Raw genomic sequence first — 11,546 nt, 5'->3', positions numbered from 1 at the left:
ACGCAGGTCTGTGCTGTAAGGCTTAGACATGAAAAACCTCTATGAACTCATTAGCCCTATTCTATGCCAAGCTAAACATTTTTAGCTATAGACTACAGCGATGACGCTCCACTCCTGCAGGCGGCGGGAGAAGTTGTTGGAAGAGCCGTTCACCTAGCAGCCTGTGGCTAAATGTCCATAGCTTTAGGAACGGCCTGCGGGCCATCCTGCGCCAAGACCCCGACATCATCATGGTGGGGGAAATCCGCGACGGTAGTGCGCGCCGCCCTGACGAGGCATCTGGTGCTGACGACGATGCACACAATTGACACGGCGACGGCTATTCCCCGCCTGCGGGATTTGGGCCCCAACCCCGGCCTAATCAGCGATGCCCTGCTGGGGGTCTCGGACAGCGGTTGGTGCGGCGGGTATGTCCTCACTGTGCCGTGCCCTACCGACCCGCGCCCGAGGAGTTGGCCAGTCTCGGATGGACGCCCAACACTGGCGACGAGGACAGGGGTGCGCCCAGTGCCTGGGAACGGGCTATCTCGAACGGATTGCCGTGATTGAACTGCTGGAGGTGACAGACCCCATGCGCCAGTTCATCTACCAGGGCACCGTACGGGAATTGCGCCAGTACCTTGTGGCGATCGATGACGACGCTGGCCGAACTGCGCCGCGTGTTGGACCCGCAGGGTAAATTGGAAACAAACCCCTTGCGAATCCCCCGTGACAGCACCAGCCGGTTATTTGCACTTACAGAGCAACGGTCAGGAGCTATGGCTCGGTCCGATGCGGCCCCATGCCCTGTTAGGGCGACATCCCACCAGCGACCTCATCGTGGACAACTCCTTTGCGTCCCGTTACCACGCCCGCATCGAGTACCGTCCTCCCGATTTCTACCTGCGGGATGAAAGCCGCAACGGCACCTTTGTCCGCTGGGGAGAGCCGTCCCAGGTGTTGCACGTCCGGGGCGAGGAAATTCGCCTCCCCGCTGAGGGGGAAATTAGCCTGGGATGTGCCTTTGACCGGGAACCGCCTGACGTGATCCGGTTCCATTGCACCGCCACCCTACCAGACGCGCTAGCTCCACCGCTGACTAGCCCAGGCGACGAAACCTTGACCATCTACCCAATGCCACCCCAACCCCTGGCCCAGGTCCCTGCGGAACTGCAGGTGGGGCGGGTGCTAGAGCCGTTGGTGCGGGATTTGGTGGCCGTTCTTAGCCCCGAAGGCCGGATTTACTACCAGAATCCAGCGCTAGCCCAATGGTGGGGTCACAGCCTGGCCCAGGTATTGGGACGGGACTGGTTGGAATTTGTCCATCCGGAGGACCGGCAGGCGTTTGTGGATGGTCAAACCCAGGCGCTGTTGCAACAGCAGACCCTGGCACCTCAGGTCAGGCTGCGACTGCGGGTGGGGTCCGACGCTTGGCAACCGGCGGTGTTTACGCTGCAACCCCTGTCTCCCTTGGCGGGGCTAGCGGGACTCCTGCTGGTGGGACGACCGGCGGAGCAACCCCAGGAACACGGCCTCATCGGGGGACGTTACCGCGTGGAACGGCTGTTGACAACCGGCGGGTTTGGAGAAACCTATCTCGGGCGCGACCAGCACCGGCCTGGCGAACCGCTGTGCGTGATCAAACGTCTGCGGCTGCGCACCGCCGACCCCACCACCTTAGCGACCGCCCGGCGCCTGTTTGCCACCGAAGCCGCAACCCTAGAAACCCTAGGGCGGCATGACCAGATTCCTCTGCTGCTGGCCTACCTCGAGGTGGGAGACGATTTCTACCTGGTCCAGGACTTCATCGCTGGGCATCCCCTGCGCCAGGAGTTGGGTCCCCAGCACCTTTGGGAAGAAATGGACGTGGTCTGGCTGCTGTGGGAGCTGTTATCCATCCTGGAGTTTGTGCAACGACACCGCGTCATCCACCGGGATCTCACCCCCGATAACATCCTGCGGCGGGAATCGGACCGAAAACTCGTGCTGATTGACTTTGGGGCTGTCAAGGTGGCGTCCTCCACCCTGCTGGGGAAATCAGAACACACCGTCGTGGTCGGCAAACCCGGTTACATGGCGCCCGAGCAGGCCTGGGGACAGCCCAATCTCACTAGCGACCTCTACGCCCTGGGCGTGATTGCCATTGAGGCGCTTACGGGTCGGTCTCCTCAAGAATTGCCACAGCTTCCCGGCCTCAACGCCCTGGATTGGCAAGGGCAGGTGCAGGTGAGCGACCGGTTGGGGGAGCTGCTCAGCGGTCTCCTGCAACCAGACTGGCAAAAACGCTTTCCTTCAGCGCGAGCCGCTCTCAAACGCCTGGAGGCCCTGTTTGGTCCACCGCCCCGGCGCACCGATTTTCTCTAAATGCCCGCCCCGTCGAGAAATTCCTCCAGCGCCTTGTGCTGAGCGGCTACCATCGGGGGTTCAGGGGGCGTCTGACCCTGGCGCAGCGCCTGCACTTGCCGCTCCAGCTCTTCAATCCGATCCGCCAGCACCCGAATGGCCTGGGCCTCCGAGTCGGGCAAGCGCCCGTGCTCCAGGGGTTCCACCGTCGCGTCTTTACAAATCAGGCGACCCGGCACCCCCACCACCGTGCAATGGGACGGCACCGAGCGAAGCACTACTGACCCAGCCCCAATCCGCACATGGTTCCCAATCGTGATATTGCCCAAGACCTTGGCCCCAGCGCCAACAATTACATGGTCGCCCAGTGTGGGGTGGCGTTTGCCCTTTTCCTTGCCGGTCCCCCCCAGCGTGACACCCTGGTAGAGCAAACAGTAATCCCCGATCACAGTGGTCTCCCCAATCACCACGCCCATGCCGTGGTCAATGAAAAAGCCCTTGCCGATCTGGGCACCCGGATGGATTTCGATCCCCGTCAAAAACCGAGCAATATGGGAAATCAGCCGGGGAATGAGGGGAATTTTCAACCGGTACAGGGCGTGGGCTAGCCGGTACATTAACACCGCATGCCATCCCGGATAACACAACAGCACCTCCAGGGGATTGCGGGCCGCTGGGTCCCGCTCAAAGATGATCTGGAAATCGGCAATCAGGGTCTCCAATACCCGCATGACCTTTCCTGGTTGAGCGCTTCCTTCCCATCATACGCGATTTGGGAGCCGCCTGCTTGCCGACGTCGACAATTCCGCCTACAGTGGAAGGAGCAAGATTGGAGTGCGACAACTGTGAGCGACCTCAAGCCAACGGCCATCCTACCCGGCGCCCCCGTGCGGGTGATCAACCCCGGCGATGTGTACTACGGGTTCCAGGGGCAAGTGCAGCGTCTTAGCGACGGCAAGGCCGCGGTGCTTTTTGAGGGGGGCAACTGGGACAAGCTTGTGACCTTTGACCTCAAGGACCTGGCCCCCGCCGATGCCACCGTCAAACCCTAACCCTGGGAAGACGCGGGCGGGAATTGCTTGCGCAGAAACAGGCAATTCTGGTGCTGGTGCCGCTGGTACTCCACCACGTCGGCAAAGCGGGTTAGAAACAGCAAGCCCATACCCCCTTCGGGTTCGGGATCCAGGGGCAGTTGGGCTACCTCCGCCAGCTTGGCCTGCAGGTCAAACGCCGGCCCCTGGTCCCAAATCCGCATCTCAATCGCTTCGGGAAACACCTGCACCTCTACCGTAATGGGCGTGGTCGCGGGCAGGCCCCGGTGGGCGTGGCGCACCGCGTTCGTGAAACCTTCGTCCAACACCAGTTGACAGAACCACCAGATTTCGTAAGTCAAGGGTGGTTGATTGAACTGGCCAAACCAATCTAGCACCTGGGTCAACGCCCCAATGTCGGAGGGAACCACCAGCCGACCCATTCGGAGCGCTGCAGGATAAGAATGCGCATCCGGCGATGCAGGCGTCAAGAGCACCCTGGAATTCCGTTATCTTTGATTCTATGGCAAAAGTTTTGGTCATCGATGACGACCCCACCATGCGCCTGATGCTGCAACACAGTCTCAAGCAGCAGGGCTATGAAGTGACGGTCGCTGCCGACGGGTTGCAGGGGTGGGAGCTGGTGCAACGTTGGCAACCGGCTCTGGTGATCTGCGACTGGATGATGCCGGGTCTCAACGGGTTGGAGGTCTGCCAGCGGGTGCGGCAAACCCCCGCCCTGGCAACCACGTTTTTCATCCTGCTTACTTCGCGGGACCAAGTGGCTGACCGGGTGCAGGGGCTGGATACGGGCGCCGACGATTTCCTGGTCAAACCCATTGACGCCAGTGAGTTGCAGGCGCGGGTGCGGGCCGGACTGCGGCTCTACCAGTTGAACCAGGACCTGCAAAACCAAAAAAAACGCCTGGAGGACGAGCTGGCTGAAGCGGCGGCCTACGTACGTTCCCTGCTGCCAGCGCCTCGCCAGACGGGCGACGTCACCGCCGATTGGGTCTATCAACCCTCCACCGAGCTGGGGGGCGATTGCTTTGACTACTTCGACCTGGATGAACAGCGGTTGGTGTTCTACGTGGTGGATGTGGCGGGACATGGGGTGGGTGCTGCCTTGTTATCAGTCTCGGTGTTGAATCTCCTGCGCTCGGGTTCCATCGGGGATTTACATCAGCCGGCGACGGTGCTGGCCCGGTTAAACCGTCTTTTTCCGATGGAGCAGCACAAGGACAAGTACTTCACGGCATGGTACGGGGTGTATGACCGGCAAACGCGGCAATTGACCTACGCCAGCGCCGGTCACCCGGCGGCAGTGCTGTGGGAAGACGGGCAGGTCCAGACGCTGCCAGGCCAGGGTTTAGCAGTGGGAATGTTTCCGGACGTGGACTACCGCGAATACCAGCAGGTGCTAACCCCGGGTAGCTGCCTGTACCTGTTTAGCGACGGGGCCTACGAGATTCCTCTCCCGCCAAGCGGTCAGTTGTGGGGACGGGAAGCCCTAGTGCAATGGCTGGCGACGGGGAAAGATACTGCTTCCCTTTTGTCCCATATCCCCCGCGTCGGCGAGCATTGGCCGGATGATTTGTGCCTGCTACGATTGTGTTTTCGCTAGCTTCCTATAATGGAAGACACCACCGCCTGCACAATATTTACACCCACCATGCCAACTCTGAGTCCGGCGCTGCAAGAGCGAATGCGCACGCCCCTGCAAATTGGACCGTTGCAGGTTCATAGTCGGGTGTTCCAATCCCCCTTGGCGGGAGTGACGGATTTGGTGTTTCGCCGGTTGGTGCGGCGTTTTGCCCCCTACTCGCTGATGTACACCGAAATGGTCAGCGCCACGGGGTTGCACTACATGCGGCAATTGCCCCGGATCATGGAACTCGACCCCGGCGAGCACCCGGTGGGGATTCAGCTCTTCGACTGTCGCCCTGATTTTTTAGCTGCTGCTGCTGAGCGGGCCGTGGCGGAAGGCGCGGACGTTGTGGATATCAACATGGGCTGCCCGGTGAATAAAATCACCAAAAATGGCGGCGGTTCCTCCCTGTTGCGGCAACCAGAACTGGCGGAAGCGATTGTGCGCTCGGTGGTGCAGGCGGTCGCCCCCGTGCCAGTGACGGTCAAAACCCGCATTGGTTGGAACGACCAGGAAATTAACATCGTGGAATTTGCCCAGCGGATGGAGCAGGCGGGAGCGCAATTGATCACTGTCCATGCCCGGACACGCGCCCAGGGGTACAACGGTCCTGCCCGCTGGGAGTGGATTGGCCGCGTCAAGCAAGTGGTCCAGATTCCCGTGATTGCCAATGGCGATATTTTTTCGATTGCAGCGGCGGTGGCGTGCCTAGAAATGACTGGCGCGGATGGCGTCATGTGTTCGCGGGGGACGCTCGGGTATCCGTTTTTGGTGGGGGAAATTGACCACTTTTTCCGCACCGGTGAAGTCTTGCCCCCTCCTACCCCTGTGCAACGCCTGACCTGCGCCCGTGAGCATTTGTTGGCTCTGTGGGAGTACAAGGGGGAAACCGGGTTACGGCAGGCGCGCAAGCACTTGGCCTGGTATGCACGGGAGTTTCCCGGTGCCGCTCAATTTCGGGAAGCGGCGAGTCGCTTTGAGACCTTGGACGAAGGCTTGGCCCTGATTGACCGCACGCTGGAGCGTTTGCAGGCACAGGAGTGGCCCCAATGCGCATAGCTGGCTCATTACCGCCCTGGTTGACCTGGGGACTGGCCTTGCCGCTGGTGGTGCTCAACGGCTGGCTACTGTTGACGGCGGTCAATTACCTGCAACCTCTAGTGAATATCCTGGTGATTGCCACGGTGTTGTCCTTTTTGCTGAACTACCCCATCGAGTTGTTGCAGTCGTGGGGGATGCGACGCTCCTGGGCGGTGCTGGTCGTCTTGCTGGCGGCGGTCAGTGGTCTGACGGTGGCGGGGATTACCCTGGTGCCGGTGGTGATCAAGCAGGTGAATGAACTGGTCGTGCGCTTGCCGAATTGGTTGGCCTCGGGAACTGCCCAGCTCGAGAGCTTAGAACAGTGGGCGCAGGCGCACCAGTTGAATTTGGACTTGAGCGGTCTGGCCGACCAGTTGACCACCAGCATTTCCCGGCAGCTCAAAACGGTGACGGCCCGAGTGCTGGGCTTGGCAGTGGATACGGTCAGTTGGGCGGTGGATGTGATCCTGACGTTGGTGCTGACTTTGTATCTGGTCTTATACGGGGAGCGGTTGTGGACGGGGTTGTTTTCCTGGCTGCCGGAGCGGCTGGGGTCCCTGGTGCGGGAGTCTTTACACCGCAATTTCTACAACTATTTCCTAGGCCAAGCCACCATTGGCGTGGTGCTGGGCAGTTTGATGACCCTGGCGTTTGTGGTGCTGCAGGTGCCGCTGGCGTTGCTGTTCGGGTTGATTATTGGTCTAGCCAGCCTGGTGCCCTTTGGCGGTGCGGTTTCTATCGTCGTGATTAGTTTCTTGCTGTCGCTGCAGAATGCCTGGTTGGGACTGAAAGTCTTGGCGACGGCCCTGCTGTTGGCCCAGTTGAACGAGCATTTGATTGCGCCGCGGATTCTGGGGGACGTGGTGGGCCTCAATCCAGTGTGGATTATCTTGTCGTTGTTGCTGGGGGCGAAACTGGCGGGACTGCTGGGGGTGTTCATTGCGGTGCCGGTGGCGGCTTCCCTCAAAAGCGTGGCCGATAGTTTGCGGATGCCCAGCCCAACCCTACCGGAAAAGGTGGTTGCCAAGGTCTAGCGCGGGCGATACCATAGTACGACATGGGGATTGAATAGGAGCAGCGCCTATGGCAGTACGGGTGTTGATTCCCACGCCCTTGCAGAAACTCACCCAAGACCGAGAGGTGGTTGAGTGTGAAGCGACCTCGGTGGCGGAACTGGTAGAGTCGCTGGAGCGGCAGTGGCCGGGGATTAAAAACCGCCTGTGCGATGAGTCAGGCCAGATTCGCCGGTTCGTGAATATTTTTGTCAATAGCGAAGACATCCGGTTTCTCCAGGGACGGGAGACTCCCTTGCGGGACGGAGATGAAGTGAGCATTGTACCGGCGATTGCAGGGGGCTAAGTCATGACCAACGCCGAGCCGCCACCGACGGAAGGCCAGCCCGCCGCCAAGGAAAAGGCCGCCCCCAAAGCCCCTCCCATTGAAGCGAAACCCTTGCCCGCGTTTGTACAGGAGCATTTTCTACCAGCGCTTCAGGCAGCAATGGCCGCCAGGGGGATCACCGACGTGGAATTGCAATGGGTGCCCGAGCAAAACCAAGTGCGGGGGCGATGGGCGGACGGGCAACACGAGTTCACCATCACGTTTACCCAAGGAACGTTGCAGGGGTTAAAGACCTTCACCTACAGCAGTTACGGCGCACCCCCTAGCACCATTGAATCCTTCATGATTGACGAGCGCAAGGTCACGTTAGACTTGCTCGTTTTCTACACTCTGCAACGCCTTACCGCGCAAAAAGTGCTGGTGTTAAATTAGGGGCAAGCAATATTCGGCCCAGTGATGGTTGCTGAACGGGCATCGGCGCAACGGTTGTCCCTGCAGGAATTCCTGGCGCTTCCCGAGACCAAACCCGCCAGTGAATATATCCATGGGCAAGTTGTTGTGAAACCGATGCCCCAATTTCACCACAGCGTCTTGCAAGTTCGGCTGGCCTCCGCTATTAACCAGATTGCCCAGCCCTCCAAATTAGCTTTTGCCTTCCCCGAACTGCGCTGCAATTTTGGAGACGTATCCATCGTCCCTGACATTGTGGTGTTGCGCTGGTCCAACATCCCCTTTCAGCCCGATGGCGCCATTGCCGATACCGTGACCGGTGTTCCCGACTGGCTCATCGAAATCCTATCGCCGGCACAGTCTCCCCTGCAGGTGATGAACAAAATTGGTGTCGCTATGACCAGCGGCGCCCAGGTGGGGTGGCTGGTGCTGCCTGAACGCCAGGCGGTGCTGACCTACACCGGCGACGACATTCCCGAACTGAAACGGGGGGATGAAGCCCTGCCCGTGCTAGACGTGCTGGCGGATTGGCGCATCACCGCCCAGGCCATTTTTGAATTGTTGGTCCTGTGAAAAAAAAGGGAGCTACTTGGTTAGCCCCCCGCAAACAGCTCGCTCTGCCAGCGTTAGTTAAACAGGTTGTTGCCAATCCCCTGCAAGACTGGCAAGAAAAACAGGAGCACGCCGGCAAAAGCAACTCCCCCAGCGCCACCGATGAGAAACCCGCCAGTAAAGCTGCTCCAGCCTTCCGCCGTCTGCAGTTGGTCGGTTGTCCCCCCCGGTGTCGGTTTATCAAAAGACACACTGCCGTAGAGCGACAGACACACCGTCGCAATCAGCACTACTCCCAGGGCGGCCATCACGCCTGCTGCTAGGGCATACTCCGAATCCCGCAGCGGACCCAGCTTGTAAAATGGACCGACCAGAAAGTAGCCATGGGCCATACCGATTTCCAGCCCCCGCCGCGAGGGTTCCAGGCCAGGGCGATAGGCCGGCAAATTGTTGATAAGCGCCATGCCCAAACCCGCGCTCACCGGCGTTTCCAAATGCCCTTGCATCGGGTCGCCCCGCCAGGGCCGCACAAATTCCTCACTCATGGGTCCACCTCCAAACTAAAAGGGAAAAGCCAACGCATCGGGATAGAACCGGTTGATTTCAATCAAAAGGCCCGCTGTGATGAACAGCCAAATCGCCAGTAGCACCGGCGCCGTCGAAAGATACCGTTGCAAGTCCTGCATGGTAACCACCTCACTAGCGCGGAGAAACAGAAATTTCCGCATCCGGCACGGTTAATTGCCCCGTGGTTAACTCCCGGAACGCCATCACCGGCCAGCTGAAGCCCGACAACATACAGCGGATGGCTAGCGGCACATCCAGAACGACCTCCTTCTCAGTGGGTTCCTTTGACGACCGGATGGCGATCAAATAGGCTCGTCCAGCCCAGCCAATCCACCCAGCCATGTACAGAAACAGCAACCCTGGCAGAGTGAATTCCGCCGCGTGCGACCAGCGCCCATCGACAATCAAATGCGGGAGACCGTCCTCCCCACACAACAAGCCTTGGGCAGCGTAGCGCTCGAAGCGGGCCTTGGTTTGGGCAATCCGCCGCTCAATCGCCTGCGCCTGCGGACTCCCCGCTGCGTACAACGCCAAACGCGCCTCCTGTGTAGCTACTTCATTCTGCAATCGTTGCTGAAACGCCGCCGATTCCCGACAGGGGGTCAAGCCGGCGACATCCGCCTGGGCTGCAGGTGCCCACACACACCACAGCACCAGTGCCAGGACGAAAGCCAGGACTTTGGTCATCTCCTTTTCCTCTCATCACGGATAAAATCAGGTGGTGGGAGAATCCGCAACACCCCACATCAGGCCCCACTATAGCCTGACCTGTCCCTCCACGCAGCCGTGTCGCAATGTTCTGTAAACTTGTAACACCATGTAATTTTTTATGACGCCGCTTTACAGAAGTCTCGGGCGATGCCTCGGTCTGGCGCTCTTAGTTTTGAGCAACGGCTGCCAATTCCAGTTACTACCTTCCCAGCCGCCGGTGCGACCCACCCAAACCCGCCAGGACGAACTCAACCGGGAAGCGGTAACCAAAGCGCAGGCGGGCGATTACCCAGCGGCCATTCAACTGCTGAGCCAAGCGATTGACCTAGCCCCCCAGGACGCCGAACTCTACTACAATCGGGGGTCCGTCTACAGCGATATGGGCAAATACCCAGAAGCTCTTCAGGATTTCACCAGGGCCATTCAACTCAGACCCAACTTTGCCGAAGCCTACAACAACCGGGGGATCACCTACGCACGGGGCCGCAACTATACCCAAGCGATTGCCGATTTCAGTGCAGCCCTGCGTCTCAAGCCTGATTTCGCAGATGCCCATCTCAACCGCATCAAGGCCTACCGACTGCAAGGGAATTACCAAGCGGCGCTCGCCGACTGCAACGCCCTGCTTGAGCGGCAACCGCAGTTTGCCCAGGCGTATTACCAGCGGGGGAGCACGTGGCTAGCTATGAAGGCCTATCGCAAAGCTCTGGCCGATTTCGACACAGCCTTGCGCTATAACCCCCAGCTCGCCGCCGCCTATGCCCAGAAAGGGGTGGCCCATCGCGCCCTAGGCGAACGCCAGCAGGCCATCGAAGCCTGGCAACAGGCCGCCCAACTGTTCCGGCAACAAAACGACCGTGACGGTCTAGCCCAGGTCACCCGTTTGCTCCAGCAGCTCGTGCGATGAACCCAGAGCGCGTAACGGTTGTGGGCGCCGGAGTGTGGGGGTCCCTGCTAGCCGAGCTGATTCGCCAGAACGGTTATCCCGTGCAGGTTTGGTCACGCCGTTCCCCTCAACCGCTTGCCGAATCGGTTCAGACCGCCACGCTGGTAGTGATTGCCGTCTCCGCAGCGGGAGTGTTACCGGTCCTGCAGGCCATGCCGCCCTTAGCGCCAGCGACCGTGATTGTCAGTACCACCAAGGGCTTGCTCCCCGACAGCTACACCACGCCGACCCAGCGTTGGCAAAGTGCCTTTCCCCAGCAGGCGGTAGTGGCCGTTTCTGGACCCAACCTGGCTGCCGAGATTGCCCAGGGGTTACCAGCAGCGACCGTGGCGGCTAGTTATCAACCGGAGGCGGCGCGACGGGTGCAACGCGTCTTGGCCTCTGAACGCCTGCGGGTATACACCAACGACGACCCCTTGGGGACGGAACTGGGCGGTGCTTTGAAAAACGTCATGGCGATTGCCGCTGGGGTCTGTGATGGCTTGCGTCTGGGGGCAAATGCCAAAGCCGGTCTGATCACGCGGGCGCTAGCGGAAATGGTGCGGGTGGCGGTGGCGCTCGGTGCCCAAGCCCAAACGCTGTATGGTCTGGCCGGGCTAGGGGATTTGCTGGCCACCTGTAACAGTCCCTTGAGTCGCAACTACCGGTTAGGGTACGGGCTGGCGCAGGGGCGCACCCTCTCCGATATGCTCCGGGAGCTGCAAACCACCGTCGAGGGGGTGAATACGACGCAGGTGTTAGTGCAACTAGCCGACCAGCGGGGAATTGCCGTGCCGATTGCTCAGCAGGTGTACTACTTGCTCCAAGGGCGGGTGACTCCCCAGCAGGCTGTTGCCGCCCTAATGGAGCGGGATTTGAAGGCCGAATTTGCCGCCGACAAGCTATCATAGAAGATGCT

15 protein-coding genes and 2 pseudogenes are annotated in these 11,546 nt (G+C 60.1%); 12 read left to right on the top strand and 5 right to left on the bottom strand.

Features of this window, described 5'->3' with window-relative positions:
• The first annotated feature begins 179 nt into the window (after window positions 1-179).
• The 3 genes and pseudogenes from NZ705_08370 (at window position 180) to NZ705_08360 (ending at window position 2,343) form a co-directional block, all read left to right on the top strand.
• Window positions 180-437 (top strand): annotated as a pseudogene (locus NZ705_08370) (ATPase, T2SS/T4P/T4SS family).
• A 29-nt stretch (window positions 438-466) separates the two neighbouring features.
• On the top strand, window positions 467-679 hold the full coding sequence (locus tag NZ705_08365; protein ID MCS7292967.1) for a hypothetical protein: 213 nt from the start codon (window positions 467-469) through the stop codon (window positions 677-679).
• Between the two features lie 29 nt (window positions 680-708).
• Window positions 709-2,343, top strand: a complete 1,635-nt coding sequence (locus NZ705_08360) for a protein kinase (GenBank protein ID MCS7292966.1) — start codon at window positions 709-711, stop codon at window positions 2,341-2,343.
• Here the strand turns inward: NZ705_08360 and cysE are convergent.
• A complete protein-coding gene (gene cysE, locus NZ705_08355) occupies window positions 2,340-3,053 on the bottom strand; it encodes a serine O-acetyltransferase (GenBank protein ID MCS7292965.1) in 714 nt (237 codons plus the stop codon). The two genes, NZ705_08360 and cysE, sit on opposite strands and share 4 nt — an antisense overlap.
• Window positions 3,054-3,170: 117 nt before the next feature.
• Here cysE and NZ705_08350 point away from each other — a divergent pair.
• Window positions 3,171-3,374 (top strand): annotated as a pseudogene (locus NZ705_08350) (NAD(P)H dehydrogenase subunit NdhS).
• Here NZ705_08350 and NZ705_08345 read toward each other — a convergent pair.
• A complete protein-coding gene (locus tag NZ705_08345; protein ID MCS7292964.1) occupies window positions 3,371-3,844 on the bottom strand; it encodes an ATP-binding protein in 474 nt (157 codons plus the stop codon). The pseudogene NZ705_08350 and the gene NZ705_08345 sit on opposite strands and share 4 nt — an antisense overlap.
• 32 nt (window positions 3,845-3,876) lie before the next feature.
• Here NZ705_08345 and NZ705_08340 point away from each other — a divergent pair, with 32 nt between their 5' ends.
• Genes NZ705_08340 through NZ705_08315 form a run of 6 tightly spaced genes read left to right on the top strand, consistent with a single transcriptional unit; the run spans window position 3,877 to window position 8,445 of the window.
• A complete protein-coding gene (locus NZ705_08340) occupies window positions 3,877-4,977 on the top strand; it encodes a SpoIIE family protein phosphatase (GenBank protein MCS7292963.1) in 1,101 nt (366 codons plus the stop codon).
• A 9-nt stretch (window positions 4,978-4,986) separates the two neighbouring features.
• A complete protein-coding gene (gene dusB / locus NZ705_08335) occupies window positions 4,987-6,060 on the top strand; it encodes a tRNA dihydrouridine synthase DusB (GenBank protein ID MCS7292962.1) in 1,074 nt (357 codons plus the stop codon).
• On the top strand, window positions 6,051-7,115 hold the full coding sequence (locus NZ705_08330; GenBank protein ID MCS7292961.1) for an AI-2E family transporter: 1,065 nt from the start codon (window positions 6,051-6,053) through the stop codon (window positions 7,113-7,115). The genes dusB and NZ705_08330 overlap by 10 nt, the downstream gene beginning before the upstream one ends.
• Before the next feature lie 49 nt (window positions 7,116-7,164).
• A complete protein-coding gene (locus NZ705_08325) occupies window positions 7,165-7,440 on the top strand; it encodes a MoaD/ThiS family protein (protein MCS7292960.1) in 276 nt (91 codons plus the stop codon).
• Window positions 7,441-7,443: 3 nt separating this feature from the next.
• Entirely contained in the window at window positions 7,444-7,854 is a 411-nt protein-coding gene (locus NZ705_08320) for a DUF2996 domain-containing protein (protein ID MCS7292959.1), read from the top strand.
• Window positions 7,855-7,878: 24 nt separating this feature from the next.
• Window positions 7,879-8,445, top strand: a complete 567-nt coding sequence (locus tag NZ705_08315) for a Uma2 family endonuclease (protein MCS7292958.1) — start codon at window positions 7,879-7,881, stop codon at window positions 8,443-8,445.
• A 53-nt stretch (window positions 8,446-8,498) separates the two neighbouring features.
• Here NZ705_08315 and NZ705_08310 read toward each other — a convergent pair whose 3' ends face one another.
• Genes NZ705_08310 through NZ705_08300 form a run of 3 tightly spaced genes read right to left on the bottom strand, consistent with a single transcriptional unit; the run spans window position 8,499 to window position 9,678 of the window.
• Entirely contained in the window at window positions 8,499-8,969 is a 471-nt protein-coding gene (locus NZ705_08310) for a photosystem I reaction center subunit XI (protein ID MCS7292957.1), read from the bottom strand.
• Between the two features lie 15 nt (window positions 8,970-8,984).
• Window positions 8,985-9,110 (bottom strand): photosystem I reaction center subunit IX, encoded by a 126-nt coding sequence (locus NZ705_08305; protein MCS7292956.1) that lies wholly within the window; start codon window positions 9,108-9,110, stop codon window positions 8,985-8,987.
• Between the two features lie 13 nt (window positions 9,111-9,123).
• A complete protein-coding gene (locus NZ705_08300) occupies window positions 9,124-9,678 on the bottom strand; it encodes a hypothetical protein (protein ID MCS7292955.1) in 555 nt (184 codons plus the stop codon).
• 142 nt (window positions 9,679-9,820) lie between these two features.
• Here NZ705_08300 and NZ705_08295 point away from each other — a divergent pair, with 142 nt between their 5' ends.
• Window positions 9,821-10,609 carry a tetratricopeptide repeat protein gene (locus tag NZ705_08295; GenBank protein MCS7292954.1) on the top strand — a complete coding sequence of 263 codons (789 nt, stop codon included), beginning with the start codon at window positions 9,821-9,823 and terminating at the stop codon, window positions 10,607-10,609.
• Window positions 10,606-11,538 carry an NAD(P)H-dependent glycerol-3-phosphate dehydrogenase gene (locus NZ705_08290; GenBank protein ID MCS7292953.1) on the top strand — a complete coding sequence of 311 codons (933 nt, stop codon included), beginning with the start codon at window positions 10,606-10,608 and terminating at the stop codon, window positions 11,536-11,538. Before NZ705_08295 ends, NZ705_08290 begins: the two co-directional genes overlap by 4 nt.
• Window positions 11,539-11,546: the final 8 nt, after the last annotated feature.

This window comes from Gloeomargarita sp. SKYB120, assembly GCA_025062155.1.
GTDB lineage: Bacteria > Cyanobacteriota > Cyanobacteriia > Gloeomargaritales > Gloeomargaritaceae > Gloeomargarita.
The sequence above is the reverse complement of the archived record's forward strand: the minus strand, read 5'-3'. Positions and strand labels throughout refer to the sequence as shown.